Consider the following 25,785-nt stretch of genomic DNA (forward strand, 5'->3'; position numbering starts at 1 on the left):
GAATCTATCGGATGTTAGGCTGGGGGACTAGATGAGGTCGGCCCTGGCGAGGTCGCGCATCAGGTGGCTGGCGCCGTAGGTCCAGTGTGGGCAGTCGGGTGACAGCCGCACGCGGTTGACCAAGGCGCCGAATTTCTCCGACGAGATGGTGACGATGTCGCCGACTTTGTGGGTAAAGCCCTTGCCTGTTTCGCCGCGATCCTTCGACGGCACGAACATCGTGCCGAGATAGAGCGCCAGCCCGTCGGGGTATTGATGATGCGGCCCCATGGCGGCGGCGACCAACTCTTCCGGCGAGCGGCTGATCTCGGCCATCGAACTGGCGCCCTCCAGCGAGAACCCATCCTCGCCCTCGACCTTCAGGCGTACGATCGCCTGTTTTACGTCGCCAATGGAAAATGTCTCATCGAACAGCCGGATAAAGGGGCCAAGTGCTGCCGAAGCGTTGTTGTCCTTGGCTTTGCCGAGCAGCAGCGCCGAGCGCCCCTCGACGTCGCGCAGATTGACGTCGTTGCCGATCGTCGCCCCGACAATCCTGCCGCTGCTGGCGGCAATCATGGCGATCTCCGGCTCCGGATTGTTCCATGTCGAAACCGGATGCAGGCCGACATCGGCGCCGAAGCCGACCGAGGCCATCGGCTGGCACTTGGTGAAGATCTCGGCATCGGGGCCGATGCCGACTTCCAGATATTGCGACCAGGCGCCGCGCGCTATCAGCTTGGCCTTGATCTCCATCGCTTCCGGCGAGCCGGGCTTGAGCTTCGACAGATCGTGGCCGATCAGCCCGGCGATGTCGGCGCGAATGGCGTCGGCCTTTTCCGCCGAACCGCGCGCCTGCTCCTCGATCACCCGTTCGAGCAGACTGACGACAAAGGTGACGCCAGACGCTTTGATCGCCTGCAGGTCGACGGGGGACAGCAGGTACGGTTTCCCCGGATCGCGCGCTGTCTCGAAACTGTTGGCGGCAATGGCACCGAGCGGGCCGATCGGCCGCCCCTTGGCCGAGCGGACGTGCCCTGCCGGATCCGGCAATTCGCAAACGTCGCGTACGGTCGGTGCCACATCTGACGTGATGTCGAAGACTGTGCCGTCACGCACCGTGACCACCAGCGGATGGGAAGCATCGCTCGCCCGGGCGCGGCCCACGAAGAGGCCTTCGGCGGGCAAATGTGTGGCGTTCGTCATGGCTTACATTTCCTGTTGTCTTGTCCTTCGGCCGCGGCACTTTCAACAAATTCCCGCCAAAGGTCTATCCCGCTTGCAGGGCGAGCTTTGTCAATTCTTTCAAGCGGTCTTCACATCGCTGGACCTTGATCGAGCCCGACGTGCGCCAACGGCGACGGAAAACGCTCTTTCAAAATAATGAAACCGTCGCTAGGGTTTTCACCTACTGAAATCTCCAGGTGACGCTTGCCCGTACGGTTTTCCGATCCAATCTGGCAGAAGCCGCGGACAGCCACCGCGTTCCAGTCGCTTTTTCCCGCCGGCCAATGCGTGGATGTCGTTATCGTCGGCGGCGGTATCATGGGGCTATCGACAGCCTTGCACGCTGCCCGGCTCGGCCTTGCCGTCCAGGTGCTGGAGGCCGGCGAAATTGGCAATGGCGCATCCGGCCTGAACGGCGGTCAGGTCATTCCCGGCCTGAAATACGATCCGGACTGGCTGCTGGAGCATTTTGGTCTCGAACGCGGCGAAGCGCTCGTCAACTTTGCCGCCTCGACCGCTGACACCGTCTTCGAATTGATCCGCGACGAAAGACTGGCGGTGCCGTTCGTCCGCAATGGCTGGATCCAGGCCGCGCATACCGAGACCGCGCTGAAAGCGGCGGCGAACCGGGACCGGCAGTGGCGCGCCCGCGGCGCCGATGTCCGGCTGCTGAGCGCGACGGAGATCGCGACGATGACCGGCGCGCAAGGCTATCTCGGCGGCTGGCTCGATCGCCGCGCCGGTGTCATCGATCCGCTCGCCTACACGTCGGAACTGGCGCGCGTCGCTGTAGCGGCGGGCGTGAAAATCGCCGAACGCCAGAACGTGATGCAGATCAGCCAGAATGCTGGCATTTGGCACGTTTCTACAGAAAGCGGCGCCGAACTCAAGGCCAAGGCGATTGTCCTGGCGACCAACGCCTATACCGGCGGCCTGCTTCCCGGCCTCGCCGAGACGATCGTCCCGCTGCATTCCTTCCAGATCGCGACAGCACCGCTATCGTCCAATCTCGCGGCGGCTATCCTGCCGGAAGGGCAGGCAGTGTCGGATTCGCGCCGCATCCTCGTCTATTACCGCAAGAGTGCCGATGGCCGGCTGGTGCTCGGCGGACGCGGCCGCATGGCGTTGCCGAACGGCCCGGCCGACTGGGCGCATCTGGAGCGCGCGCTGCTGCGGCTTTATCCGGCGCTGTCAGACATTGCCATTGAAAAGCGGTGGTTCGGCCGGGTGGCAATGACGCCGGACCATCTCCCGCATATCCACGAGCCAGAGAAGGGTCTGCTGGCGGTCGTCGGTTGCCAGGGCCGCGGCATCGGCCTGATGACCGCGCTTGGCGAGCGCATCGCCTCCTACCTGTCGAGCGGCGACACCAGGCAATTGCCGTTCCCGGTCTCGCCGATCCGGCCGATTCCGTTTCATGCGTTTCGGCAGGTCGGCGTCGCCGCGACGATCGCCTGGTACCGGATGCTGGACGCGTTCGAACGCTGACGTTCATGCCCAAGCATGAAATAGCTTGACAATTTCACAAATATGAAAAAAGCTTAATCGATTTCAAATTTCGATGGACAGCCGATGTCGACCATCGTCGTAACGCAGTTGCTGCCGGAAACCCGGTCTTCGCCGGCCTTCCGCTTCGCCATGCTGCTGCCCGGCGGGCTGGTCACCTTCTTGCTGATCCTTTTCGCCCTTGGCCTGGTGTTCTTTCTCGCCTTTCGCGGCAATGACGGCTCGCTGCTGGGGGCTGGTTTCACCCTTGCGAATTTCGTCACTGTGGCCACCGATCCGCTGTACTGGACGGTGACGCTGCGCTCGCTGGGTATCGCCGGCCTGGTGACGCTGGCAACCGTCGTCACCGCCTATCCCGTTGCCTACTATCTGGCTTTCCATGCCGGGCGGCGGCGCGGGCTGCTGTTGTTCCTGCTGACCCTGCCGTTCTGGACCAGCTATCTCCTGCGCGTCTTCGCCTGGAAGATCGTGCTTGCCTATAATGGCGTGCTGAACTCGGCGCTGATCGAAAGCGGCATCTGGTCGGAGCCGACATTGGCCTTCCTTAATACGCCGGCAGCGGTCGTCGTCACGCTTGCCCACGCTTATGCGCCGTTCGCGATCCTGCCCATCTATGTGGCGCTGGACACGATCCCGAAATCGCTGCTCGAAGCTGCTTCCGATCTCGGCGCAAAACCGTTCACCAGCTTCCGTCGCATCGTGCTGCCCAATTCGATGCCGGGCGTGCTGGCGGCTGCTCTCGTCGTCTTCGTGCCGACCGTCGGCGATTATGTGACGCCGGCGCTGGTCGGCGGCCCTGCCAGTACAATGATCGGCACACTGATCCAGGCCGAGTTCGGCAAGGCCAATGACTGGCCGTTCGGCGCTGCACTCGCCGTCGCCGTCATGCTGGTCATTCTCGCCGTGGTGCTGGTGGTGCGCTTCGCCGACCGCCGATACGGCAGCCGCACATGAACACGGCGCGCCTGGACGCAAAGCAAGGCGGCGGCTGGCTGGGTGTCTATGTCCTTGCCTATCTGGTGTTCCTGTATCTGCCGATACTGCTGATCCCGCTGTTTTCATTCAACAATTCGATCCAGGCGGCATTTCCGCTGCAAGGCTTCACGCTGGAGTGGTACGGCACACTTTACGGCAATTCGGCGCTGTCCGGTGCGCTTGCCACCAGCCTCGTCATCGGCGCCATTGCCGCCACCGGCGCAACACTCTGCGGCATCACCGTGTCCTATATGGACCTCTACGGTCGCTCGCCGCTGGCCGCCACGATCAGTGCCATTGCGCGGCTGCCGATCCTGATCCCCGGCGTCATCGTCGGCATCTCGCTGTTGATCCTGGTCAATCTCGCCGGTCTCGGGCCGTCGCGCATTGCCATTGTGCTCGGCCACGTATTGGTGGCGCTGCCGACGACGGTGGTGGTCATGCGCAGCCGCTTCGCCGCCATCCCGAAGACCATCCGTGAGGCAGCGCTCGACCTCGGCGCCTCGGACTGGACGACCTTCAGACGGGTGATGCTGCCGCTCAGCCTGCCCGCCATTATTTCGGCGTTCATGCTGGCCTTCCTGACCTCGTTCGACGAGTTCATCGTCGCCTTCTTCCTTGCCGGCACCGAGCCGACGCTGCCGCTTTATATCTGGAGCCAGCTGCGCTTCCCGAAATCGCTGCCGACCGTCATGGCGCTCGGCACGGCGATCCTGGCCGTGTCGTTCGTCATCGCCGCACTCGCCGAAATCCTGCGCCATCGCGGGCTTGCCGCCACCCGGCGGCCAGCGCCCGCCAGCCTGTCAAAACCAGAAGAAACTGAAAGAGGAGAACTGCAATGGCATTCGACCTGAAATCGATAACGGCAAAGACAGCGAAAACCGGACTGGCTGCCTTCGCGCTGGCGCTTGCATCGACTGCCGCCTTTGCCGGCGACAAGCTGCAATATTTCACCTGGTCGGGCTATGAACTGCCCGACTTCAACAAGAGCTTCCTCGCCGCGCACCCCGATGGTGTCGAAGCCTCGATGTTCGGCGACGACGATGACGCCTTCACCAAGGTCAAGGCCGGCTTCCGCCCCGATGTCGCGCACCCTTGCTATGACAAGGTGGCGCGCTGGAACAAGGAAGGCCTGCTGCAGCCGATCGACACCAAGCGCATCAAAAACTGGGATTCGATCTTCCCGGTCTTCAAGAACCTGCCCGACCTGCAGGCCGGCGACGGCAAGGTCTGGATGGTGCCGTGGGACTGGGGCAATACCTCGATCCTCTACCGCACTGATCTGGTGAAGAACCCCGAAGCCAGTTGGAACCTGCTCTGGGACAAGCAGTATGCCGGGCGCATGGCGACCATCGATGCCGTCCACGACACACCGGTGGTGGCGGCCCTTCTGGCCGGCGTCAATCCATTCGACATGACATCGGAACAGATGGACAAGGTGGCGGAGAAACTGCGCGAGCAGCGCCCGCTGCTCTCGAACTACACCACCGACATGACCTCGGTCGAACAGGCACTGGCGAGCGGCCAGCTGGTCGCGGCCATGACCTGGAACGCCTCGGCCACCTCGCTGAAGAAGCAGGGCGTGCCTGTAGAGTTCATGAAGCCGAAGGAAGGCATGCTGACCTGGGCTTGCGGCTTCGTCATGCTCAAGGACGCCAAGAACGTCGATCTTGCTTATGACTTCATCAACAGCCGGCTGGAAACGGATTCCGGAAAGTATCTGATCCAGGCCTACGGCTATGGCAGCTCGACCAGCTCGGCTTTCGCCGCTGTGCCGAAGGAGGAGTTGGAGAAACTGCAGCTGCCTTCCGATCCCGAGGTGATGCTGAAGACCACGATCTTCACCGGACCGATGAAGCAGAATGACGAACTCGCCAAGATGTTCGAGAAGGTCAAGGCAGGCGGCTGAGTTCGCTCTTGCCTTCTCCCCTTGTGGGAGAAGGTGGATTGGCGCGCAGCGCCAAGACGGTTGAGGGGTGTTGGAAGGAATGAGGCGTTGGTGTTTTCTGGAACACCCCTCATCCGACCGAGCTTCGCTCGGCCACCTTCTCCCACAAGGAGAGAAGGGAAGACCGCGCGGCGCCGGCCAAAAATACTGTAACAAGGACGAACGAATGGACATGCTGGACGAAGCGGCTGAGAAGCCGAAGGACGACGCCGACGTCAGGGTCGGCCGGCGCGTGCGAGCGCTCAGGCTGGAGCGCAATCTCTCGCTGGCCGAACTTGCCGCCAAGGCAGGTGTCTCGATAGGTGCGCTAAGCCAGATCGAGCGCGGCATGTCGTCATTGCGGGTCCGCGTGATCTGGCCGCTTGCCGCCGCCCTCGATATAGAGCCGTCAGCGCTGATCGCTGACGGCAAGGATGTCGGCAACGATCTCTATTGTGTGCGCGCCAACAGCCGGCGTCAGATCCCGGTCAAGTCGGAAGGCATCGCCAAGGCGCTGCTGTCGCCGCCTGCCGCCACGCTGACCGGCATGCTGGTGACCGTTGACGCCGGTGGCGGCACCGCCGAAGCTTACTCCCATGCCGGCCATGAATTCGGCTTCGTCCTGTCGGGCGAGGTCGAGCTGGTGGTCGATTCGACCAGATACGGGCTGAAGGCCGGCGACAGCTTCGCCTTCAAGAGCACGTTGCTGCATGCCTTCCGCAATCCGGGCAGCGAGCGCTGCCAGATCCTGTGGGTCAACACGACCAAACCGTCCGAGGTTCGCGATGGCGCCTGATCCGCTCGTCCGGCTGGACAAGGTCTCCAAGATATTCCCCGGCGGCATCGTCGGGCTCGACGCCGTCGATCTTGACATTGCCCGCGGCGAGTTCCTGACCTTGCTCGGACCGTCCGGCTGCGGCAAGACCACCAGCCTGCGTGTCATCGCCGGCTTCGAGAGCCCGTCGAACGGCAAGGTCCTGCTCGAAGGCCGCGACATCACGGCGCTCAGGCCCTTCGACCGTCCTGTCAATACCGTGTTCCAGGACTACGCGCTGTTCCCACACATGAACGTTGCCGAAAATGTCGGCTTCGGTCTGTCGCTGCGCAAGCTCTCCGGTGCCGAACAGACAAAGCGCGTCGGCGCAGCGCTCGACATGGTCGGCCTTGCCGAGAAGCTCGGCGCCCGCGTGTCCGAATTGTCGGGTGGCCAGCGCCAGCGCGTCGCACTTGCCCGCGCCATCGTCTGCGAGCCGCGTGTGCTGCTGCTCGACGAGCCGCTGTCGGCGCTCGACGCGCATCTGCGCGAGCAGATGCAGGTCGAACTGAAGCGGCTGCAGTCACGGCTTGGCACCACTTTCGTCATGGTCACGCACGACCAGACCGAGGCGCTGTCGATCTCAGACCGCATCGTCGTCATGAACAAGGGCCGCATAGAGCAGATTGCGCCGCCGGCGACCCTTTACGACCGGCCCGCCACCAAATTCGTCGCCAGCTTCATCGGCACCATGAACCTTCTGCAGTCGCGCTTTGTCGGCCGCGATGGCGAGCGCTTGCGGTTCGCCGCCGGCGCCCTGCCGCTGGAAGCGGTTTCGGAGACGGGCGAACTGCCTGGCGAGGGCACGGTGCGCACCATCGGCGTGCGTCCGGAGGATCTTTTGGCGACGACCGAGGCCACGGCCGGCACTGTACCGGTGCGGGTGAACAGCATCGTCTTTCACGGCCGCACCTTGCGCCTTCATGCAGAGTTGGGGCAGGGGACACAGGTGGTGATCGACGCGCCGCGCCGGACAGAGGGTTTTCAATTCAGCGTCGGCGACGTGGCGCATATCAGCCTGCGCCGTGGTGCCAACTGCCCTATGCTGCCTAGCTAGTCTCACTCATTTCCAGAAAACCGGAGCACGGCCCATGAGCAATCATCTCAATTTTTTCATCGGCGGCAAATGGGTCGGCCCCGTGGTTCCGGCAACGCTGGATGTGATCGATCCGTCCACTGAAGAGGCCTACACCAAAATCTCGGTCGGCTCGAAAGCCGATGTCGACAAGGCCGTGGCTGCAGCCAAGGCGGCATTCCCGGCCTTTTCGCAAACGACCAAGGCCGAGCGCCTGAAGCTGCTGAAGCGTATCCTCGAAGTCTACAATGAGCGCTACGAGGACATCGCCCAGGCGGTCAGCCAGGAAATGGGCGCGCCGATCAGGTGGGCGCGCGAGGCGCAGGCCTGGGCGGGCAGGGCGCATATGGAAGCCACTATCAAGGCGCTGGAGGATTACGAATTCAGCGAGAAGCGCGGCACCACCATGGTGGTCAAGGAGCCGATCGGCGTCTGCGCGCTGATTACACCGTGGAACTGGCCGCTCAACCAGATAGCCTGCAAGGTGGCGCCGGCCATCGCCGCCGGCTGCACCGTCGTTTTAAAGCCTTCCGAAATCGCGCCGATCAGCGGCATCATCTTTTCCGAGGTGATGGACGCCGCCGGCACGCCGAAGGGCGTCTACAATATGGTGAATGGCACTGGTCCGGATGTCGGCCAGGTCATGGCTGGCCATCCCGACGTAGACATGGTCTCGTTCACCGGGTCGACCCGGGCCGGCATCATCGTCGCCAAGACGGCGGCCGAGACCGTCAAGCGTGTCGCGCAGGAGCTGGGCGGCAAATCGGCCAACATCGTGCTGCCCGACGCTGACTTCGAGACGGCGGTGCGCAAGGGTGTCAACGCCTGCTTCGGCAATAGCGGCCAGTCTTGCGATGCGCCGACCCGCATGCTGGTACCGGCCGCCCGTCACGACGAGGCGCTGACGATCGCCAGGAAGGCCGCCGAACGGTACAAGGTCGGCGACCCGCGCTCGGAGGAGACGAAGCTCGGGCCGGTGGTCAGCAACGTCCAGTTCGACAAGATCCAGCGGTTGATCGAGGCCGGTATCGCCGAGGGTGCGACGCTGGTCACCGGCGGCCCCGGCCGGCCGGAACACCTCAACCGTGGCTATTATGTGCGACCGACCGTTTTCGGCCACGTCAGGCCTGGCATGACCATCGAGAAGGAGGAGATTTTCGGGCCGGTCCTGTCGGTCATCTCCTACGATGACGATGATGATGCGGTGAAGATCGCCAACGACACCGTCTATGGCCTGGCTGCCTATGTGCAGTCCGGGGATATCGACCACGCCCGCAAGATTGCCAGCCGGCTACGCGCCGGGCAGGTCTCGATCAACTATCCGGAATGGGACACGTTCGCGCCCTTCGGCGGCTACAAGCAGTCCGGCAACGGCCGCGAATACGCCGACTGGGCCATCCACGACTTCCTCGAGATCAAGGGCATCATCGGCTACGGCGCCTGAGCGTTCAACATTGGCATTACGCCAACCGTCAAGTTTGTTGCGAGCGTTGGTGCCTCGGCACCGGCGTTCGGTTGAACGGCCACGACGGCTCCGTGGCCACAATGTGAGTGCGAAGCAGGGTCGCCTCAGATCGTCTTGAGATAGCCGGCCAACTGATCCGCCACCGTGCCCCAGCCGTCGTGAAAGCCCATCTCCTCGTGGCAAGCGTGAAAATCGCCGACGGCCGGCGAGGCCGCTGGAAAAGTCAGAGGCGCGGTTTTACGGTGCCGCTAGAATCGACCGGTCCGAGGATCCGTTTTGACGATCACCATGTACGGCATTACCAATTGCGATACGGTCAAGAAGGCGCGTTCCTGGCTGGCGAGCCATGATGTTGCCTATCGCTTTCACGACTACAGGGCAGACGGGCTTGAAGCGGATCGGCTGAACGGCTGGTCAGGCAAGGTCGGCTGGGAAATCCTGCTCAACAAGGCGAGCACAACGTTCCGTGAACTGTCGGAGGAGGACAGACTGGGCTTGGACGAGAACAAGGCCAAGGCGCTTATGCTGGCCAAACCGACGATGATCAAGCGTCCGGTGCTGGAACTTGGCGACAGGGTTCTCGTTGGCTTCAAGCCTGATGTTTATCAGCAGGCGGTGAGTGGGAAATAGAACCGACCCGCCATGATCCGTCGCGCGCCCCTCTGTCCTGCCGGACATCTCCCCCACAAGGGTGGAGATTGGCAGCTTAGGCGCTCCGCTCGCCACTGCGACCTTGGAGATTGGCGAAAGCCGGCGACATCCGATCTCCCCCCTGTTTGGACCGGAGACATCGCGCTCGTGTCCTCGAATGGCATCCGGAACCTCCCGGCGCAAAGCGCGCCAAACTGTTCGCGATGTCCTCGCACACCTGTTCGCGATGTCTCCGGTCCAAACACTCCCAAGTGGGGGAGATGGCCGGCAGGCCAGAGGGGGGCTGTCCCGCCGGCGTGACTAATTGATCCCACGTAAATAGCTCGCCAGTGCCACCGCATTGTTGTGCGCCTCGTCATGGGCGCCGTAGAGCAGCGTCACCTTGCCTTCACGGAGCAAGGCACGTAGTTCCGCCACCGCCTCGCCGTTCCGGTCGAGCTCATCGCGGTATCGCCGCTGGAACTCCGCATAGCGCGCCGGCTCATGGCCGAACCATTTGCGCAACCCATTGCTTGGCGCGATGTCCTTTAGCCATAACGTCAGCGCCGCGTCCTCTTTGCGGACGCCGCGAGGCCATATGCGGTCGACGAGCACCCGCTGCCCGTCATCGGGCGCCGGCGGCTCATAGATGCGCTTTACCGCGAGCCCCATTGCCAACTCCGCATGGGCCAGCAGGCGCCGCTGCTTGCTGGCCTTCGTTTAGAGATCCCGGGCCTAAACCCACTCGCCCTTGCACATCACCGGCACGCGGCTGCCGTCCTTATGGACGCCGTCTATGTCGATCTTGTCCGAGCCGATCATCCAGTCGATGTGGATGAAACTCTTGTTGCCGCCGCGCGCCGCGATCTCGTCCTGGCTGAGCGAGGCGCCGTCGACGAAGCACTTCGAATAGCACTGGCCGAGCGCGATGTGGCAGGCGGCGTTCTCGTCGAACAGCGTGTTGAAAAACAGCAGCCCGCTCTTGGCGATCGGCGAGGAATGCGGCACCAGCGCCACCTCGCCGAGACGGCGCGAGCCTTCGTCGGTGTCGAGCACCTTTTGCAGCACATCCTCGCCCTTCGTGGCCTTGGCCTCGACAATGCGGCCCGCCTCGAAACGCACCGCAATGCCGTCGATCAGGGTACCCTGATAGGACAGCGGCTTGGTGCTGGTGACATGGCCTTCGACTCGCCTTGCATGCGGCGTGGTGAAAACCTCTTCGGTCGGGATGTTGGGGTTGCAGGTGATGCCGTTCTTGGCGGTCGAGGCGCCGCCCATCCACTCGTGGCCGTCGGCCAGCCCGACGGTCAGGTCGGTGCCGGGGCCGGTGAAATGAAGCGCGTGGAAATTGTGGCCGTTCAGCCATTCGGTGCGGCTCTTCAACGCCGCATTGTGCGCCGTCCAGTTGCCGATCGGGTCTTCGACATCCACCCGCGAGGCGGCAAAGATGGCGTCGGCAAGCTTGGCCACCGCGACGTCGTCGGCGTCGTCCGGGAATACCTGCTTGGCCCAGGCCTGATCGGGATAGGCGACGATGTTCCAGTTGATGTCGAAGCCGGTGATCTTCTCCAGCGCCGGCTGGTAGGCCATCGAATTCGCCTTGTTGGCACGCGCTACCTTTGCCGGGTCCTGAGAAGAAAGCAGCGACGGATCCTCGCCGCGCACGGCGAGCCTCGCCGCATTGTTGGCGAAGGCTTTTGCCATGCCTTCGTAGAGCCAGCCGGCGGCGCGGTCGAAACCGGCGTCGGCGCCGTAGCGGAAGCGCGCGAGCGTGATCTCATCGTCGTTGAAGATCGGCGTCACCAGGCCGGCACCTGCCTTGTAGGCGTGCTCGACGATCCGCCGCGTCAAAGGCAGCGCGGCAATAGACGAGGTCAGCACCAGATCCTGCCCCGGCTGCAGTTGCAGCCCGACCTTGACGGCGACCTCCGCCAGCCTGTCGAGCTTCACCGGGTCGATGCTTGCGGAAACGCCGCGCGAATGTGTGGTCATGATCCTGCCTGCCGTGATTGGGGACTGTTTCTTACATAGACCGGCGCTGCCGACCTTTCCACCGTGATGTGCTGGCAGGCTCAGCTGGCGCTCTCGAGCGACCTGAACTGCGCCATCGTCGCCTCGATCTCTTCGCGCATCCAGGTCTTGAAATCCCTGACCTTGCGGCTTTCGCTCTTGCTGGCCGAGGTCACCAGCCAATAGCCGAGCCCGCTCTGGGCGCGTATGCCGAACCGCGCGACGAGACGTCCGTCGGCCAGTGCGTCGGCGGCCAGCAACTGCCAGCCGAGCATGACGCCGTGACCGGCAATCGCCGATTCCAGGCACAGCATCGGATCGGTGAAGCGCGCGCCCTTCATGAAGGTGACCGGCTCCACTCCGGCCGCTTCGAACCAGCTCTCCCAACTGATCATCGACCTTTCGTCCGTGATCGCACAGGTCAAAGCAAGGTCCTCGATCGATTTCAGCTTGCTGGCGATCACCGGTGCGCAGACCGGAAACACCTCCTGCGCCAGCAGCAATTCGGCCCGCCCGCCCGGCCATTTGCCGTCGCCGAGCCGGATGGCGACGTCGATGTCCGAACGATCGAGATCGGCAAGCCGCACCGAGGCATCGATGCGCAGGAGCACGTTCGGATGGCGGGCAAAATGCCGCGACAGCCGCGGCAGCAGCCATTTCGAGGCGAAAGCCGGCGCCACCGAAACCACCAGCGTGCACTCCGAGCTTTCGTCGGCAAGCGCCACCGCCTGTGCGAGTTCGCGGAAGCCTGCGCTGAGCCGCACGCTAAAGACGGTGCCGAATTCGGTCGCCACCAGGCCAGCTGGCGTTCGTTCGAACAGCGCCCGGCCGAGCTGCTTTTCTGTCCGGTTGATCTGCTGGCTGACGGCGCTGACCGAGACGTTGAGCTCGCTGGCCGCCGCCGCAAGCGAGCCCAGGCGGGCAACGGTTTCCACGGCGCGCAAGCCGTTGAGATGGACGCGGTTCAGAGTAGCCATACAGTTTTTCTAAACTGGAGCGGCGGAAATCTCAATTGCCAGACGCTAACGAACGGCAGATTCTAAGTGGGTTACGCAGAGTGAGGAGGCAAATCCGATGAAGATTTTATCATGGCTCGGCGCCTTTTCCCCGATCGGAACGCAGCCGCACCGGCATGACAGCGAGGCCATCAATTGGGTGACCGATCCGCTGTCGCATCCGGTGCTCGACACCATGTCGGAGCGCGAACTCGCCGACATGCCGTTCAGGCTGACCGCGCGTCGTACCCGCTTCGAGACGGCCCCGCCAAGGACCTGCTGCGGCTGAACAAGGACTTGCTGGCACTTCAGGTGAGCCGGCCGCCGACGCGGCTGCGCAGCCCTTCTGGCCCAATAAAAGGCGGATTGTCTCGCCGGCAGGCGCACCTATGGTGCACCGCGATGAACATCGCTTCGCCCTTGCGCCTGGCAATCGCCGGCATGATCGCCCTGGCCGTCGCCATGGGCATCGGCCGTTTCGTCTATACGCCGATCCTGCCCGGCATGATGGAAGAGCTCGGCCTGTCGCCGGCCGATGCCGGCTGGATCGCATCGGCCAATTATCTCGGCTACCTCGTCGGCGCGCTTGCCGCCACCGGCGGCTGGGCGCAAGGCCGCGAGCGCCAGCTGATGCTGGCCGGCCTTGCCGCCACCGCGATCCTCGCCGGCCTGATGGGCCTGACCGGTACCATGCCCGGCTTTCTCCTCATCCGCTTTCTTGCCGGCGTTGCAAGCGCCTTTGTCCTGGTCTTCATGACCAGCATCGTTTTCGGTCATCTCGCCGCGGCCGGTCGAAACGACCTGCAGGCGCTGTATTTCGGCGGTGTCGGCCTCGGCATCGCGGCGTCCTCGGCGCTATTGGCGCTCCTCGTCACCGAACATGCGGGCTGGGCGGCGGGCTGGCTGTGGTCGGCGGTGATTTCTGCCTGCGGCTTTGCCGCCGTCGCCTTGCTGGCCGGCGGCACCTCGGCCGCGAACAGCACCACCGGGAGCGAGCCGGCCTTGCCGAAGCACCGGTCGCTGGTGAAGATCATCGTCGCCTACGGCCTGTTCGGCTTCGGCTACATCGTCACGGCAACGTTCCTGGTCGCCATCGTCCGCCAGGGCGGCGGCGGCCGCGTCTTCGAGGCCGTGGTCTGGATGGTCACCGGCCTTGCCGGTTCCCCCTCGGTCTGGCTGTGGCAGAAGCTTACGGCCAGGATCGGGCTCTATGCCACCTATGCCCTGGGGTGCCTGGTCGAGGTGGTCGGCGTCAGCGCCAGTGTCGTCATGGGCGGGCGCACCGGGCCGCTGCTCGGCGGCCTTCTTGTCGGCGGCACCTTCATCGCCATCACCGCGCTTGGCCTGCAGGCCGGCAGGCAGCTTGCTCCGCAAGCACCACGCCGGATGCTGGCGCTGATGACGGCCGCCTTCGGCCTTGGCCAGATCATCGGCCCGATCGTCGCCGGGCTGCTCGCGCAGGCCTCGGGCAACTTTTTCCTTGCCTCGATCGTGGCGGCCGCCGTCCTGCTCGCTTCCGGCGCGATCGCCTGGTCGGCTGCGCCAAAATCGCCATGATTATGGTCTTGCTCGGTTGCGGGCATCGGGCACGGGCATTTTCTTTCCCACTAATGTGTGACTTTATGCCCGCTGACCAACGCCGCTGATTTGCGCCGACCGAGGATTTCGCCACAGTGTTCGTATCGTTTTTTCCGCAGCCGAAGCTCTTTTTCACCTCGGCCGCCGTCTGGAGTGCGGTCATGGTGGCCGTGTGGTTTCTCGGCGGCGACCAGCTAGGCGCTTTGGTCGGATTTCCCCTCCCTGCAGCGGACGCGGCGCCGATCATTGGCGTTTCCGTTTTCTGGTCGCCTCCGTTCCTTTGGTTCTACATCTATTTTACACTTGGTGTGCTGCTCTTTTACGCCTTCTGGCATTGGTATTCCCCGCACCCGTGGGACCGCTGGTCGATCCTTGGCAGTTCGCTGATCTTGTTCACGACCTATTTTCAGGTTCAGGTGAGTGTAGCGATCAATGCCTGGTACGGGCCGTTCTGGGATCTGATCCAGGGCATTGTGAGCAAAAGTGTGAAGGCGACAGAGTATGATGTTTATGCGCAGTTAATAACTTTCCTCGGCATCGCTCTGGTGGCTGTTACTGTTTACGTTCTGACAAATTTCTTTGTCAGCCATTGGGTGTTTCGCTGGCGGACAGCGATGAACGACTACTACATGTCCTATTGGCCTAGGGTGCGGAGCATCGAGGGAGCTTCCCAGCGCGTGCAGGAAGACACGATGCGCTTTTCAAAGATCATGGAAGATCTTGGGACCAGCTTTATTGATTCGATAATGACTTTGATCGCCTTCATGCCGATTTTGCTTGCCTACTCAAAGCACATTACGGCATTGCCTTTCATCGGTCAGGTGCCGCAGCCGTTGGTTTTGGCTGCGATCTTCTGGGCGATGTTTGGGACGGTATGCATTGCCACCGCCGGCATAAAGCTGCCCGGCTTGCAGTTTCGCAACCAGCGCGTCGAAGCCGCTTACCGCAAGGAACTTGTTTATGGTGAGGACGATCAGTCCCGAGCGCAGCCGCCGACCGTTTCCGAATTGTTCGGAAATGTGCGCCAGAACTACTTCCGGCTCTATTTCCACTACGTCTATTTCAATGTGGTCCGCTATCTCTACTTGCAACTAAATACCATATTCCCTCTTTTTTTGATGACTCCTTCGTTGGTCGCCGGAACCTTGACGTTGGGTCTCGTCAACCAGGTCAATTCCGCGTTCAGCCAAGTGACCAGCTCGTTCCAATATCTTGTTAATTCCTGGTCAACGATCGTTGAGCTCTTGTCAGTCCACAAGCGGCTGCGAGCGTTCGAAGCCACGATCAAGGGCGAGCCGCTGCCGGTGATCGATCAGCACTATCTGGAACGTGAGCAAGCCGGGCTGCGTCCTGAGGACCAGCCGGCAAGCTAAGACTGGCGGGCGGCGGGCGCTTGCGGCTCAGCCGCCCACCGCCGCCTGCCTTTCGCCTCGCCGCGAAACATAATCGTGAAAACTGATGCACTCGACGTCCGCTTTGATGCAGACCTCGCCGGCAAAGCGTTCCAGCGCGTTCCAGTAGGCGCCGTCATTCATCAGCGTGAAGTGGAAGCCGAGCTCAAGCGGAATGCGCTTGCCCTGGTATTGCGCATCGAAGGCGGCGCGGAACGCGTTATAGGTCCGGTCAGCGAACTCTTCCGCCATGCTCGGCCGCTCGAAGCCGCCGGAATGTCTGACATAGAGATTGTAATCCATGGCGATCACCCGCCTTGAGCTCGGCCCTTCCGGGATCTGCGGCAGCGAAAAGCGCGTGATGCCGTTGACGGTCGGTGGCTCAACCGGCCCACGCGAAACGCCGCTTGCGTCGAGCAGGAAACCGGCCGCGGGCAGCGCCTCGTAGAGCGCCTTGTTTGCCGACAGATAAGGCGCGCGAAACCCGACCACCGATTTGCGGGCAAAATCGCGCCAGCCCTTCGGTTCAGGAGCAATGCCGTTGATCGAATAGGCGTTTTGGAGAATATGCTTGAACGAGCCGAACTCGCTCAGCCAGTCGGCCTTGCTCCAGTCCTTGCCGTCGAAATGACCGCAGCCATGGCTGCCGATGTCGTGGCCTTCCGAGGCGGCGAGGTTGATCTGCTCGAGCCGCTCGGCGACTTCCTGTTTGGAGGCGGCAAAGCCGATGTTCGATTTGCCTTCCGTCTTGCCGGGCGCGGTGTATTCCTTGCGTGTCTCGGGCGACAGCAGGAACACGCAGGAGACAAAATAGGTGAAGTGCGCACCTGTGCGCTCGGCCAGCGCCCGGCTGCGCTGCCACTGCGAAATGTCGCGGGCGCTGTCGAATGAGATAATGACGATCTGCTTCGGTTTTGCCGGCGGCGCCGGCGGGTCGGCAAAAGCCGCGCCGGCAGCAAACACGGCAATGGAAAACGCAATAACGCGGGACAAACGGGGCAAAGGCATCTGACTTGATTTAGGGAATGTAGAAGCGACGCCTACCGATGAAATATGGCACGGGTAGGATCGACCTGTACGGCCGCCGTTGACGGCGACTGCCTCGTGAATAGGCGATTTTCCTGCCGAACCCCTTCCATGCCGGCAAAATTTCGCTAAAACGCGGGCTCATCAACCGCCCCGCCCGGGGCAGGAAATGGTTTTGATCCATGTCGGACGACAGTTTTATCCGCGAAGTCAACGAAGAGATTCGTCGCGACCAGGCGCATGCGCTGTGGGACCGTTTCGGTCCCGCCTTGCTCGTGCTGGCCGTGCTGGTGGTGCTCGGCACTGCTGCTTTCGTCGGCTACCGCTATTGGGACGAGACCCGCGCCAACCGCTCCGGCGATGCCTTCTCGCAGGCGCTGAAGCTTGCCAATGACGGCAAGAACGACGAGGCGCTTGCCGCTCTGGAGGCGTTGGAGAAGGACGGCTACGGCGCCTATCCGCTGCTCGCCCGCATGCGCGCGGCAACCGTCAAGGCGGACAAGGGCGACGTCGACGCCGCCGTCAAGGATTTCGACGAGGTCGCCGCCGACACCAAGATCCCCTCCGGCATTCGCGACATGGCGCGCCTCAGGGCAGCGCTGCTTCTGGTCGATCACGGCTCTTTCGCCGATGTCTCCAGCCGCGTCGAGGCGCTCACCGCCGACACCAACACGCTGCGCCATACGGCGCGCGAGGCGCTTGGCCTTGCCGCCTGGAAGGAAGGCAAGGCGGCGGATGCATTGAAGCTGTTCGACCAGATCGCCGCGGACGACGGCGCCCCGCGCAACACACGCGAGCGGGCGACTTTGATGTCCGAGCTGATCCGCGGCTCGGGCGGCGTGTCGTAATGCATGTCGCCCAAAAGTGCGCAGCGGTTTTGGGATAACGACATGCATAGCAGATGTAGGGTCGGATGACCTTCAAAGTCGCCATCATCGGCCGGCCTAACGTCGGCAAATCGACCCTTTTCAATCGGCTGGTGGGAAGGAAGCTGGCGCTTGTCGACGATACGCCCGGCGTCACACGCGATCGCCGCGTCCATGCCGCAAAGCTCTACGACCTGCATTTCGACGTCATCGACACCGCCGGCTTCGAGGATGCGGCTGCCTCGACGCTGCCCGGCCGCATGCGCGCCCAGACCGAGATCGCCATCCGCGAGGCCGACCTGATCTTTTTTACGATCGATGCCAAGTCCGGGCTGATGCCCGACGACAAGACGTTCGCCGAGATCGTGCGCAAGTCCGGCAAGCCGGTTGTCGTCGTTGCCAACAAGGCTGAGGCGCGCGGCGCCCAGGGCGGCATGCTGGAGGCCTGGGAGCTCGGCCTTGGCGAACCGATCCCGGTCTCGGCCGAACACGGCCAGGGCCTGCCCGATTTGCGCGACGCGGTGATCGTGGCACTTGGCGAGGCGCGCGCCTTCGGCGAGGACGAAGAGGCCGGCGAGGATGAGGTCGCCGCCAGCGAGGTACTGATCGGCGAGGACATCACCGACCCGGACGCCGAGCCGAGCTATGACGACACCAAGCCGATGCGCATCGCCGTCGTCGGCCGCCCCAACGCCGGCAAGTCGACGCTGATCAACGCGCTGATCGGCGAGGAGCGGCTGTTGACCGGCCCTGAGGCCGGCATCACTCGCGATTCCATTTCGGTCGACTGGGACTGGCATGGCCGCCGTTTAAAATTGTTCGACACCGCCGGCATGCGCCGCAAGGCCAGGATCCACGAAAAGCTCGAAGTGATGTCGGTGCAGGACGGCTTGCGCGCCATCCGCTTTGCCGAGATCGTCATCATCGTGCTCGACGCCACCATTCCCTTCGAGAAGCAGGATCTGCAGATCGCCGATCTGATCATCCGCGAGGGCCGTGCCCCGGTGATCGCCTTCAACAAATGGGATCTTGTCGACCATCCCCAGGAGCTGCTGGCCGAGCTGCGCGAAAAAACCGAGCGGCTGCTGCCGCAGGCGCGCGGCATGCAGGCGGTGCCGGTGTCGGCCGAGACCGGGCGTGGCCTCGACAAGCTGATGGATGCCGTCATCCGGACGCATCGAGTTTGGAACAGCCGTGTGTCGACCGGCAAGCTCAACCGCTGGCTGGAAGGCATCCTGGCGCATCATCCGCCGCCCGCTGTCGCCGGGCGTCGGCTGAAGATCAAATATGTCACGCAGGCCAAGACGCGGCCGCCGGGCTTCGTCGTCTCCTGCTCACGGCCGGATGCGATGCCGCAATCCTACGTCCGCTATCTCTCGAACAGCCTGCGCGAGGCTTTCGACATGCCCGGCGTGCCGATCCGCATCGCCTTGCGCACCTCGGACAATCCTTTCGCCGGCAAGGCAAAGAAGCGCCACTGAACCTCTGCCTTTACGCTACGTTGCGCAGAACGGGCGCCGGTTGCGTCTGCGGCAAGGCTTCCAACGCTGCCTGCAGCAGGATGTCGCCAAGCCGCGCTGCCACGGGCTCGGGCTCGGCCTCCTTGCGATGCAGGAACAGCGCCATCTTGGGCAAGGCGGGCAGCCCGGCGATCTCAGGCGTCATCGCCCTGACGCTGGCCGGCAGGCCGATATCGGTGCGGATCGTCAGTCCGAGCCCGGCGGCGACGGCTGCCCAGATGCCGCCAAGGCTCGGGCTGGAGAAGGCCATCCGCCATGCCAGGCCGGCGCGGTCGAGCGTTTCGGTCGCCACGCTGCGCAGCAGGCACGGCGCTTCGAGCGCCACCAGCGGCAACGCCTCGCCATCGCGCAGGCTGGTCTCGATCTGTTTTGCCGGGCCGATCCAGCGCATCTGGACGTCGGCGACATGCCGGCTGTAGGGCAGCGTCGCGCCACTGTGCCAGGCAAGCGCGATATCGAGGCTGCCCGAAATGATCCGTTCGGCAAGCTCATGGCTACGTGCGATCCTGGCCTCGATCTTGACCTTGGGATGGGCGCGGGCGAAGCGCCCGAGCACCTCCGGCAGCACCGCCTCGCCGAAATCCTCCTGTAGTCCAAGCCGCACCCAACCCTCCAGCTCGACATCGTGGATGGCGGAGGCGGCCTCGTCATTGAGCTCGATCAGCCGCCGCGCGTAGCCGAGCATGGTCTCGCCCGCGTCCGTCAGCGCCAGGCCACGCCCAGATTTGCGGAAAATCGGCGTCGCCGCCTGCTCCTCCAGCTTCTTCAATTGCGCACTGATTGCCGAGGTCGAGCGGCCGAGCCGGTCGGCGGCCTTGGCGAAGCTGCCCAGCTCCATGCCGGTAACGAAGCTGCGCAGAACGTCGAGATCGAATGTCACGCGTCGCATGCCAATAATCCTGATATTCGGGACATTACGTCAAAAACTTCCTGATATTCAGTACGAAGCTATGGCGGTAGAGAGAGCGCGTCAAGACCGAATGCAGCCGACCGATGCAGGAGCTGAACCATGTCCGCTGTCGCCACACGAGCAGATTGCAAACCGCTTCGCCCGGCCGCCGTTGCCGCCCCGTCAGAAGCGGCGGCACTTCGAGCCAGTCATCGCTGGAAGGTGCTGGGCATCGGCGTCGCCGCCAATGCCTGCTTTTCCGCGACCTTCTCCGGCATTCCGGCCACGGCGGTGTTCCTGCGCTCGGGCTATCATCTCTCCAACGGCGAACTCGGCCTGGCGCTTGGCCTTCTCGGCCTGGGTGTGGCGCTGAGCGAATTGCCGTGGGGGCTGCTGACCGATCGCTGGGGCGACCGCCGCGTGCTGCTGACCGGGCTCGGCGCAACCGCGGTCTGGCTGCTCGTCATGGCCGCGCTGGTCGTGCCGTCACCGGCCCATATTCCCGGCATCGCGCTTCTCGCCGCTGCCCTGCTGGTCACCGGATTGCTCGGCGGCAGCGTCAACGGCTCCAGCGGCCGCGCCATCATGGCCTGGTTCGGCGAAGGCGAGCGCGGCTTTGCCATGAGCATCAGGCAGACGGCGGTGCCGCTTGGCGGCGGGCTTGGCGCGCTGGTGCTGCCATCGCTCGCTTCGGCCCATGGCTTCACGGCGGTCTTCGGACTGCTGGCGGCTGCATCCGCGGTCTCGACCTCGCTCGCCTGGCGCTGGCTGCATCAGCCGCCGGCGCATGACGACGCCCGTTCGAGCAGCGCGGCAAAGCCTGCCGGCCCGGCGCCGCTGCGCAACCCGGCCGTCTGGCGCATCGCGACAGCCATCGGCCTGCTTTGCTTTCCGCAGGTGGCGGTGCTCACCTTTGCTTCCGTGTTTCTCCATGATTTCGCCGGCATGGGAACAGCCGTGATCAGCGCTAGCCTGGCTGCCGTGCAGGTCGGCGCCATGGTCATGCGCGTCTGGAGTGGCCGCTACACCGACCGTCACGGCAACCGCCGGTCGTTCCTGCGTTTGTGCAGCATGCTGAGCGTGGCCGCCTTCACCGTGCTTGCGGCGCTCGTCTTGTTTTCGGCCCAATTCTTGTCAGGCCAAGCGCCGATGCTGTCGCCGGCGATCGTCGCGGTGCTGGTCGTGGCCGGCATCTGCGTCTCCTCCTGGCACGGCGTTGCCTACACCGAGCTTGCGACGCTGGCCGGCGCCAGCCAGGCCGGGACGGCGCTCGGCCTCGCCAACAGTCTGGTCTTCATCGCCTTCTTCCTGGTGCCGATCGCCATTCCCGGGCTTCTCGTCCTCTGCTCGTGGGCAGGCGTCTGGCTGGGTGCGGCTATTTGCGCGCTGATCGCCTGGCCGATCTTTCTTCCGTCAAGCGATGGCCGCAAAAGCGCCTGACTTCGACACGAGATGGGAAACAACGTTCTAAGCTGTTAACGCCCCATCAAGGTTAATGCATCATTGTAGCTCTCCAGTGGGGTCCGTCGCGTTTCTGGAGAGTTCCGTGCATCGACGTGTTTTGACGCGGCTTGTCGCCGCCGCCGGTGAGAAAAAGCGTTCCTTCCTGTCTCCCCTCGTTATTGGCCTTGGCATCTGGATCGGCTTTCCGACGGTCGCTGCCTATCAGGACATGACCAGCCTGGTCTCCGGCCTGGAGGCGCCGAGCGTCCGCTGGAACGCCTATGTCGAGAAATCCGTCGCCGGCTCCGTTCACGCCGCCGAAATGCCCTTCCTCGATTCCATCAGCACCGGCCCGCTCTCCGGCTCCGGCGTTCAACTGCCCGGCATCGGCGCCGTTTCGTTTCGCGGCAAGGGCAGCATCGCCGGCACGACGCCGGACGAGGACCGCATCACGCGCGCCGACAAGAAGGGCCGCATCATCCAGGTCTCGCCCGTCTCGCCGCCGAAGAACTTCAACGCCGGCTCGATCTTCGAGCGCACCTCTTCGCTGCTCCGCCCAAGCATGGACAGCGGCCTGAGGATGGCCTTCGCCAAACCCGAGATCAAAGGCAAGGAAATCCAGATCGCCGCCGCCTTCCATACGCGCATCGACAAGAAGCCGGATCCCGGCGTGCCGGCGATGCTTGCCGCGCTGGTCAACAATGATCATCCTGACGTGCTGGCGACCGCCTACGCCTCGTCCGCTCCCGATTATGCACAGGCGTCGCCCTTCGAAGCCTTGCTGCAGGACGAGGACCCGAACGACGGCCGCTTCATTCCGCCGCTGAGCAAGGGCGACCATTCCTGGATGCAGACGCCGCTGCCGGCGAGCGTCTTTTCCAAGCCGGAGCAGGCATGTCTCGCCAACGGCATCTATTTCGAAGCGCGCGGCGAATCCGTGCGCGGCCAGGCCGCCGTTGCCCAGGTCATCCTCAACCGCGTCCGCAACCCGGCCTATCCGAACTCGATCTGCGGCGTCGTCTACCAGAACGACAACTGGTTCAACCGCTGCCAGTTTTCCTTCGCCTGCGACGGCCGGAAGAAGCGCATCGACAACCCCGCTGCCTACAAGACCGCCCAGGATGTCGCCATGGCCGTCACAGCCGGCAAGATCTTCATTCCGGAAGTCGGCTCGTCGACCCATTATTACGCCAACTACGTCCATCCGGGCTGGGCGCGGACGATGCAGAAAATGACCAGGATCGGCCTGCACATCTTCTACCGCACCTATGGCGGCGGCTGGAGCTGAGCGCTCGGGCAGCCCTGCATCTTTCGCGCGAGAGCGGCCGATCGAAGACGCATCGCCGCGGGGGATTCGGCCACGGCCCGCCTGAGACTGTGTCGGGCACGATGTCGCACCCAGGCAAGTAACTGATTTATAATGGAAAAATACTTGAGCTTGAACGTCCGCCCGTGGCTTGACGGGCGCGGACCCTCTAACTATGTTGCCGGCGACTTTAAGAAGCGGACGGACGGTGACGGTCTGACCGGGCAGGGGGGTTGCGTGGCCGACAAGAATGGGCCAGACGGAACCGGCAAAACCGGCCGCGGCAAGCAGCATGAAGCCGACATTCGCGACGACGATCTTGAGCGCCGCCGGCGCGACCTTGAAGCATCGCTTGCGACAAGGCGGCCGGACCGGCTCGAGGGGAAAGACGACGCGAAAGCGGGCAGTGCGGCCGGGTACGGCCAGGCGCTCAAGCTGTCCAGCGAGTTCATCGCCGGGATAGTGGTTGGTGCCGGCATCGGCTGGATCATCGACCGTCTGGCGGGGACAACGCCATGGGGTCTGATCGTTTTTTTGCTGCTGGGTTTTGGCGCCGGCGTGCTCAATGTCATGCGCTCAGCAGGGCTTATGGCAGAATTCGGACAAAGCGATAAACCGCGCGATCCGAAAGAATGAATTAGCGCGCCACTCACCGGCGCAATGAACGCATAGTAGAGTCGCGTGCGACTTTGATGGGGATTAAAAGTGGCTGCTGACAAGGTCGATCCAATCCACCAGTTCCAGATACATCCGCTTGTTCCGATTCACATCGGCGGCTATGACCTGTCCTTCACCAATTCGGCGCTGTTCATGGTCGCGACGGTGGCTGTCGCGGCGGCGTTTCTCTACCTCAGCACATCGAGCCGCAGCCTCATTCCCGGCCGCCTGCAGTCAGTTTCCGAGATGGCATATGAATTCGTCGGCAACATGCTGCGCGATTCAGCCGGAACCCAAGGCATGAAGTTCTTCCCCTTGGTGTTTTCGCTGTTCATGTTCGTGCTCGTCGCCAATTTGCTCGGGCTTTTTCCTTATTTCTTCACCGTCACCAGCCACATCATCGTCACCTTCGGCCTGGCTGCGCTGGTGATCGGAACCGTCATCGTCTACGGCTTCATGAAGCACGGCTTCGGCTTTCTAAAGCTGTTCGTACCGCAGGGCGTGCCTTTAGTGATGATGTTCCTCGTCGTACCGATCGAGGTCATCTCGTTTTTGTCGCGACCAATCAGCCTTTCTGTCCGCTTGTTCGCGAACATGCTGGCTGGTCACATCACCCTCAAGGTCTTTTCCGGCTTCGTCGTTTCGCTGAGCGCGCTTGGCGCGGCTGGCGTGGCGGGTTCGATCCTGCCATTGGCTATGGCGGTAGCGCTGACGGCCTTGGAAGTGCTGGTGTCTTTCCTGCAAGCCTACGTCTTTGCGGTTCTGACCTGCATGTATCTCAACGACGCTTTGCATCCCAGTCACTAGGGAATTTCACCGGCGGATTTACCGTCATTACAAACTGCAACGACAATGGAACCACAAGGAGTTTGACATGGAAGTAAATGCAGCAGCTGCAATCGGCGCGGGCATCGCTTGCCTCGGCATGGGTGGCGCCGGCATCGGCCTCGGCAACATCTTCGGCAGCTATCTGGCGGGCGCGCTGCGCAATCCGTCGGCCGCCGATGGCCAGTTCGGCCGTCTGATCTTCGGCTTCGCCGTGACCGAAGCGCTGGGCATCTTCTCCCTTCTCATCGCCTTCCTGCTGGTGTTCAAGTAAGAAACACCGGGCCGACGAAGAGGGGGCGCAAGGTGCGCCCTGACTGTATGGACAGGGGAATGCGATGTTCGTGACATCTGCCTTTGCGCAAGAGTCCGCGCCCGCCGTCGAAGGTGGCAGCGCTGGCACCGGCGTGCCCGCCGAGGCGCACGGCACGTTTCCGCCATTCAATCCGGAGACATTCCCCTCGCAGCTTCTATGGCTGGCGATCACCTTCGGGCTGTTTTATCTCTTCTTGAAACGGGTGGTGATGCCGCGCGTTGGCGGCATCATCGACGTGCGCAACGACCGCATCACGCAGGATCTCGATCATGCTGCCCGGCTGAAAGGCGAAGCCGATGCCGCCGTTGCCGCCTATGAGCAGGAATTGGCGGAAGCCAAGGGCAAGGCCAATGCGATCGGCCAGCAGGCCAACGATGCGGCCAAGGCGGAAGCCGAAGCTGCCCGCAAGACGATCGAGGCAGCGCTTGACCAGAAGCTTGGCGAGGCCGAGGCGCGCATATCTTCCATCAAGGCCAATGCCATGAAGGAAGTCGGCACGATCGCCGAGGACACCGCTTCGGCCATCGTCGAGGCGCTTGTCGGCGGCAAGGCCAGCAAGGCCGAAATCGCGGCCGCGGTCAAATCCGTGGCCGGGTGAGGAGCGCATCATGGACGCCACATCTCTCGCGACGCTTTGGGCAACGGTTGCCCTCGTAATCTTCCTCGGCATCGCCATCTACATCAAGGTGCCGGGCATGATCGCCAAAGCGCTCGATGCGCGTGCCGACAAGATCAGCTCCGAGCTCGAGGAGGCGCGGCGGTTGCGCGAAGAAGCCCAGCAATTGCTCGGGCAATACCAGCGCAAGCGCAAGGAAGCCGAGCAGGAGGCCGCGGCCATCGTCGCCGCGGCCAAGCGCGAAGCCGACATGCTTGCCGCCGAGGCGCACAAGAAGACCGAGGACTATGTCGCCCGGCGTACCGCTTTGGCCGAGCAGAAGATCGGCCAGGCCGAGCGCGAAGCAATCGGCGAAGTGCGTGCCAGCGCCGTCGATATCGCGGTGGAAGCCGCGCGCGCGCTGCTGGCCGGCAAGATCGACGCCAAGGCCGGCGCCGACCTGTTCAATGCCTCGCTGCAGGATTTGAAATCGAAGCTGAACTGAACGGCTGCATCAACAAGTCATCGAAGCCGCCCGGGAAACCTGGCGGCTTTTTCTGTGGGCGAAAGCGGCTGAGCGCGTAATCTCCCCCCTTGAGGGGGAGATGTCGCCAAAGGCGACAGAGGGGGTCGGTACGTCCTGGCGCGACGCCCTATGGAACGAAAGAGAACGTTGGCGCTTCACGGATAGTGTGCTGAAGGTTCTGCAAAAAGTTTTGGAGAGAGAACGGGGCTTGCTCTGAGGGGCGAGCGGCCATGGCACGGTGGTG

At 63.2% G+C, this 25,785-nt stretch carries 26 protein-coding genes; 20 read left to right on the forward strand and 6 right to left on the reverse strand.

Features of this window, described 5'->3' with window-relative positions; genetic code table 11:
* Positions 1–27: 27 nt before the first annotated feature.
* Complete coding sequence (locus tag NKH99_RS27430; protein ID WP_353016717.1) at positions 28–1,185, reverse strand: fumarylacetoacetate hydrolase family protein; 1,158 nt, start codon at positions 1,183–1,185, stop codon at positions 28–30.
* Positions 1,186–1,410: 225 nt separating this feature from the next.
* On the opposite strand from NKH99_RS27430, the gene NKH99_RS27435 reads away from it, so the two are divergent.
* The 8 genes from NKH99_RS27435 (at position 1,411) to NKH99_RS27470 (ending at position 9,598) form a co-directional block, all read left to right on the forward strand.
* Positions 1,411–2,694 (forward strand): NAD(P)/FAD-dependent oxidoreductase, encoded by a 1,284-nt coding sequence (locus NKH99_RS27435; protein ID WP_502900110.1) that lies wholly within the window; start codon positions 1,411–1,413, stop codon positions 2,692–2,694.
* Between the two features lie 84 nt (positions 2,695–2,778).
* Positions 2,779–3,666 carry an ABC transporter permease gene (locus NKH99_RS27440; protein WP_353016723.1) on the forward strand — a complete coding sequence of 296 codons (888 nt, stop codon included), beginning with the start codon at positions 2,779–2,781 and terminating at the stop codon, positions 3,664–3,666.
* Complete coding sequence (locus NKH99_RS27445; protein ID WP_353016726.1) at positions 3,663–4,541, forward strand: ABC transporter permease; 879 nt, start codon at positions 3,663–3,665, stop codon at positions 4,539–4,541. Before NKH99_RS27440 ends, NKH99_RS27445 begins: the two co-directional genes overlap by 4 nt.
* Positions 4,526–5,596, forward strand: a complete 1,071-nt coding sequence (locus tag NKH99_RS27450; protein ID WP_353016729.1) for an ABC transporter substrate-binding protein — start codon at positions 4,526–4,528, stop codon at positions 5,594–5,596. The genes NKH99_RS27445 and NKH99_RS27450 overlap by 16 nt, the downstream gene beginning before the upstream one ends.
* A gap of 205 nt (positions 5,597–5,801) precedes the next feature.
* Positions 5,802–6,410: a cupin domain-containing protein gene (locus NKH99_RS27455; RefSeq protein ID WP_353016731.1), complete on the forward strand. Its 609-nt coding sequence runs from the start codon at positions 5,802–5,804 to the stop codon at positions 6,408–6,410.
* Positions 6,400–7,485: an ABC transporter ATP-binding protein gene (locus NKH99_RS27460; RefSeq protein WP_353016734.1), complete on the forward strand. Its 1,086-nt coding sequence runs from the start codon at positions 6,400–6,402 to the stop codon at positions 7,483–7,485. Before NKH99_RS27455 ends, NKH99_RS27460 begins: the two co-directional genes overlap by 11 nt.
* A gap of 34 nt (positions 7,486–7,519) precedes the next feature.
* Positions 7,520–8,947, forward strand: a complete 1,428-nt coding sequence (locus NKH99_RS27465; RefSeq protein WP_353016737.1) for an aldehyde dehydrogenase family protein — start codon at positions 7,520–7,522, stop codon at positions 8,945–8,947.
* A gap of 297 nt (positions 8,948–9,244) precedes the next feature.
* Positions 9,245–9,598: an ArsC family reductase gene (locus NKH99_RS27470; RefSeq protein ID WP_352821810.1), complete on the forward strand. Its 354-nt coding sequence runs from the start codon at positions 9,245–9,247 to the stop codon at positions 9,596–9,598.
* Between the two features lie 321 nt (positions 9,599–9,919).
* Here the strand turns inward: NKH99_RS27470 and NKH99_RS27475 are convergent, their stop codons facing one another.
* The 3 genes from NKH99_RS27475 to NKH99_RS27485 all read right to left on the reverse strand — a co-directional run bounded on the left by NKH99_RS27475 (position 9,920) and on the right by NKH99_RS27485 (position 12,585).
* Positions 9,920–10,276, reverse strand: coding sequence for a DUF488 domain-containing protein (locus NKH99_RS27475; protein WP_353016740.1), 357 nt, complete (start codon positions 10,274–10,276; stop codon positions 9,920–9,922).
* 57 nt (positions 10,277–10,333) lie between these two features.
* Positions 10,334–11,590 (reverse strand): aminopeptidase, encoded by a 1,257-nt coding sequence (locus NKH99_RS27480; protein ID WP_352969398.1) that lies wholly within the window; start codon positions 11,588–11,590, stop codon positions 10,334–10,336.
* A gap of 80 nt (positions 11,591–11,670) precedes the next feature.
* A complete protein-coding gene (locus NKH99_RS27485) occupies positions 11,671–12,585 on the reverse strand; it encodes a LysR substrate-binding domain-containing protein (protein ID WP_353016742.1) in 915 nt (304 codons plus the stop codon).
* A gap of 97 nt (positions 12,586–12,682) precedes the next feature.
* Between NKH99_RS27485 and NKH99_RS27490 the strand changes: the two genes are divergently transcribed.
* From NKH99_RS27490 to sbmA, 3 genes are all read left to right on the forward strand, one after another.
* Positions 12,683–12,892, forward strand: a complete 210-nt coding sequence (locus NKH99_RS27490; protein ID WP_352473371.1) for a hypothetical protein — start codon at positions 12,683–12,685, stop codon at positions 12,890–12,892.
* Positions 12,893–13,005: 113 nt separating this feature from the next.
* Positions 13,006–14,160, forward strand: a complete 1,155-nt coding sequence (locus NKH99_RS27495; protein WP_353016745.1) for a YbfB/YjiJ family MFS transporter — start codon at positions 13,006–13,008, stop codon at positions 14,158–14,160.
* Positions 14,161–14,276: 116 nt separating this feature from the next.
* On the forward strand, positions 14,277–15,554 hold the full coding sequence (sbmA, locus tag NKH99_RS27500; RefSeq protein ID WP_352449943.1) for a peptide antibiotic transporter SbmA: 1,278 nt from the start codon (positions 14,277–14,279) through the stop codon (positions 15,552–15,554).
* Between the two features lie 27 nt (positions 15,555–15,581).
* Here the strand turns inward: sbmA and NKH99_RS27505 are convergent, their stop codons facing one another.
* The gene (locus tag NKH99_RS27505; protein ID WP_353016765.1) at positions 15,582–16,574 is read right to left on the reverse strand and encodes a polysaccharide deacetylase family protein; all 993 of its coding nucleotides are present in this window, start codon (positions 16,572–16,574) and stop codon (positions 15,582–15,584) included.
* 206 nt (positions 16,575–16,780) lie between these two features.
* Here NKH99_RS27505 and NKH99_RS27510 point away from each other — a divergent pair, with 206 nt between their 5' ends.
* Entirely contained in the window at positions 16,781–17,446 is a 666-nt protein-coding gene (locus tag NKH99_RS27510; protein ID WP_353016748.1) for a tetratricopeptide repeat protein, read from the forward strand.
* Positions 17,447–17,511: 65 nt separating this feature from the next.
* On the forward strand, positions 17,512–18,945 hold the full coding sequence (gene der / locus NKH99_RS27515; RefSeq protein ID WP_353016751.1) for a ribosome biogenesis GTPase Der: 1,434 nt from the start codon (positions 17,512–17,514) through the stop codon (positions 18,943–18,945).
* 10 nt (positions 18,946–18,955) lie between these two features.
* On the opposite strand, the gene NKH99_RS27520 is transcribed toward der, so the two are convergent.
* A complete protein-coding gene (locus tag NKH99_RS27520; protein WP_353016754.1) occupies positions 18,956–19,873 on the reverse strand; it encodes a LysR substrate-binding domain-containing protein in 918 nt (305 codons plus the stop codon).
* A gap of 120 nt (positions 19,874–19,993) precedes the next feature.
* Here NKH99_RS27520 and NKH99_RS27525 point away from each other — a divergent pair, with 120 nt between their 5' ends.
* The 7 genes from NKH99_RS27525 to NKH99_RS27555 all read left to right on the forward strand — a co-directional run bounded on the left by NKH99_RS27525 (position 19,994) and on the right by NKH99_RS27555 (position 25,520).
* Complete coding sequence (locus NKH99_RS27525) at positions 19,994–21,313, forward strand: MFS transporter (protein WP_353016756.1); 1,320 nt, start codon at positions 19,994–19,996, stop codon at positions 21,311–21,313.
* A 106-nt stretch (positions 21,314–21,419) separates the two neighbouring features.
* Positions 21,420–22,604 carry a cell wall hydrolase gene (locus tag NKH99_RS27530; protein ID WP_353016758.1) on the forward strand — a complete coding sequence of 395 codons (1,185 nt, stop codon included), beginning with the start codon at positions 21,420–21,422 and terminating at the stop codon, positions 22,602–22,604.
* A 255-nt stretch (positions 22,605–22,859) separates the two neighbouring features.
* Positions 22,860–23,258 (forward strand): AtpZ/AtpI family protein, encoded by a 399-nt coding sequence (locus tag NKH99_RS27535; protein ID WP_352969468.1) that lies wholly within the window; start codon positions 22,860–22,862, stop codon positions 23,256–23,258.
* A gap of 69 nt (positions 23,259–23,327) precedes the next feature.
* On the forward strand, positions 23,328–24,086 hold the full coding sequence (locus NKH99_RS27540; protein ID WP_352969384.1) for a F0F1 ATP synthase subunit A: 759 nt from the start codon (positions 23,328–23,330) through the stop codon (positions 24,084–24,086).
* A gap of 67 nt (positions 24,087–24,153) precedes the next feature.
* Positions 24,154–24,378: a F0F1 ATP synthase subunit C gene (locus tag NKH99_RS27545; protein ID WP_320232093.1), complete on the forward strand. Its 225-nt coding sequence runs from the start codon at positions 24,154–24,156 to the stop codon at positions 24,376–24,378.
* Positions 24,379–24,442: 64 nt separating this feature from the next.
* Positions 24,443–25,018 (forward strand): F0F1 ATP synthase subunit B, encoded by a 576-nt coding sequence (locus NKH99_RS27550; RefSeq protein ID WP_352981286.1) that lies wholly within the window; start codon positions 24,443–24,445, stop codon positions 25,016–25,018.
* A gap of 10 nt (positions 25,019–25,028) precedes the next feature.
* Entirely contained in the window at positions 25,029–25,520 is a 492-nt protein-coding gene (locus NKH99_RS27555) for a F0F1 ATP synthase subunit B (protein WP_023674071.1), read from the forward strand.
* Positions 25,521–25,785: the final 265 nt, after the last annotated feature.

It is taken from the genome of Mesorhizobium sp. M0854, from assembly GCF_040319815.1.
GTDB lineage: Bacteria > Pseudomonadota > Alphaproteobacteria > Rhizobiales > Rhizobiaceae > Mesorhizobium.